Below are 2,315 nucleotides of genomic sequence, written 5' to 3'. Positions count from 1 at the left end.
CACCGGCGTGCACCAGCACCGACTCCCCCGCCCGCAGACCCGCCAGATCACGGAAGGCGTACAGGGCCGTCAGGAACACCAGCGGCACCGACGCCGCCTCCTGCTGGGTCCAGGTGTCGGGGACGCGGGCCAGGTAGTGCTCGTCGGCGACGACGACCGGCCCGAATCCGCCGGGCACGGTGCCGAACACCCGGTCGCCGGGCCGCAGTCCGGTGACGGCGGAGCCGACGGCCGTGACCACGCCGGCGGCCTCGGTGCCCATCGGGCCGGACTCGCCGGGGTACATGCCGAGCGCGTTGAGGACGTCGCGGAAGTTCAGGCCGGTCGCGTCGACGTCGATCCTCACCTCGTGGTCGCCGAGCGGCTGCGTCACCTCCGGGCAGGGAGCGAGGACGAGGTTGTCCAGGGTGCCCTTGCCGGTGGTGTCGAGCCGCCACGGCACGCCGACGGGCGGGACCAGTCCGGCGCCGGTGGCGAGGCGGTCCAGCCGGCCGACGCGGACGGCTCCCTCGCGCACGGCGAACTGGGCGTCGCCGGTGGCGAGCAGGGCCGGCAGGTCCGGCAGCAGTGCCTGGACGTCGCCCTGTGCGTCGAGGTCGACGAGGACGAACCGGTCGGGGTTCTCGGACTGGGCCGAGCGCACCAGACCCCAGGCGGCGCCCGCGGCGAGGTCCCGTACGGTCTCGCCGTCGGCGGCGGCCACCGCGCCACGGGTGACGAAGACCAGACGGGTGCGGTCGAACCGGTCGTGGTCCAGCCACTGGCGTACGAGTTCCAGGGTGCGGGTGGTGAGGGTGTGGACGGCGCCGGGGACGTCCGTGCCGGGGGCGGCCGGGTCGCCGCCCGCGTCCGTGCCGGTGTACTCCCCCTGAAGCGGGACGAGTACGTAGTCGGGGGCGTCGGCCGGGTCGGTGAGGCCGGTGAGGGACGGCAGTGCGGTGCCGGTGCCGAAGACGTCGGCGCCCAGGGTGACGGCCCGCAGGCCCTCGGTGGGCTTGACCTCGGGGGCGGTGACCCAGTCGAGGCGGAACACCGGTTCCTGGCCGCCGGTGGCCACCGGGGCGCGCGGCACGCTCGGGGCGCGCAGCACCAGCGCCTCGGCGGACAGCACGGGCGCGCCCTCGGCGTCGACCGCCGTGAGCGTGACCGACTCGTCGCCGAGCCTGGCGATGCGGACCCGCAGCGTGGTGGCGCCGCCCGCGTGCAGCGAGACGCCGTTCCAGATGTACGGCAGCAGCGGGTTGTCCTCGCTGCCGACGCCGAGGTAGCCGTTGGCGTGCTGGACCGCGTCGAGCAGGGCCGGGTGGATGCCGAAGTACTGGGCGTCCCCGGCGATCTCCTCGGGCAGGGCGACCTCGACGAAGGCCTCCTGTCCGCGGATCCACACCTTGCGCATCCCCTGGAAGCAGGGGCCGTACTCGGTGCGCTCGTAGGTGCCGTCGAGGGGCATCGGCCGGGCGTCCGCCGGCGGCCAGACGGGGACGTCGAACGGGGCGGTGTGCTCCGCGACGGCGAGGGATCCGGTGGCGTGCCGGGTCCAGGGGCCGTCGGTGGCGTCGGACGGGCGGGAGTAGAACGCGATGGTGCGGGTCCCCTCTTCGTCCGGTGCGCCGAGGACGACCTGGAGGGCGGTGGGCACCTTGTCGTCGAGCACCATCGGGGTGGACAGGACGAGTTCCTGGACCCGGCCGCAGCCGACCTGGTCGGCGGCGCGGACGGCCATCTCCAGGTAGCCGGTGCCGGGCAGGACGACCGTGCCGCCGACCTTGTGGTCGAGCAGCCAGGGGTGGACCTGCATGGAGATCTGGCTGGTGAACAGCGCGCCTTCGGAGTCGGCCAGCGGTACGGCGGCGCCGAGCAGCGGGTGGTCCGCTGAGATCAGGCCGGCGGAGCTGACGTCGCCGGTCAGGGCGGCCGGGCGGGGCCAGAACCGCTCGCGCTGGAAGGGGTAGGTCGGCAGGTCGGTACGGCGTGCCCCGGTGCCCCGGAACCAGGCCGCCCAGTCGACGCGGACGCCGGCGGTGTGGAGTCGGGCGAGCCCGGTGAGCAGCGCGGTCTCCTCGTCGCGGTCCGCGCGCAGCGCGGGCACGGCCACCGCGTCGGGGTCGGCGTCCAGGCAGCGCTGGGTCAGCGCGGTGAGGACACCGCCGGGGCCGGCTTCCAGGAACACGCTCACCCCGGCGTCGGCCAGGGCGCGCACGCCGTCGGCGAAGCGGACGGTGGCGCGGACGTGGCGCACCCAGTAGTCGGCCGAGCACAGCAGGCCGGGGCCGGCGATCCCACCGGTCACGTTCGAGACCACCGGGAGAAGCGGT

General features: G+C 75.1%; 1 protein-coding gene. It reads right to left on the bottom strand.

Going from position 1 to position 2,315, the window contains the following annotated elements; all coding sequences use genetic code 11:
* Nucleotides 1-2,290: SpnB-like Rossmann fold domain-containing protein (locus ADK41_RS38220; RefSeq protein ID WP_234319211.1), on the bottom strand; the 2,290-nt coding region annotated here is incomplete at its 3' end.
* Nucleotides 2,291-2,315 lie beyond the last annotated feature (25 nt).

It is taken from the genome of Streptomyces caelestis, assembly GCF_001279005.1.
GTDB lineage: Bacteria > Actinomycetota > Actinomycetes > Streptomycetales > Streptomycetaceae > Streptomyces > Streptomyces heliomycini.
Note: the sequence above shows the minus strand (reverse complement) of the source record. Positions and strands in the feature narration are given on the sequence as shown.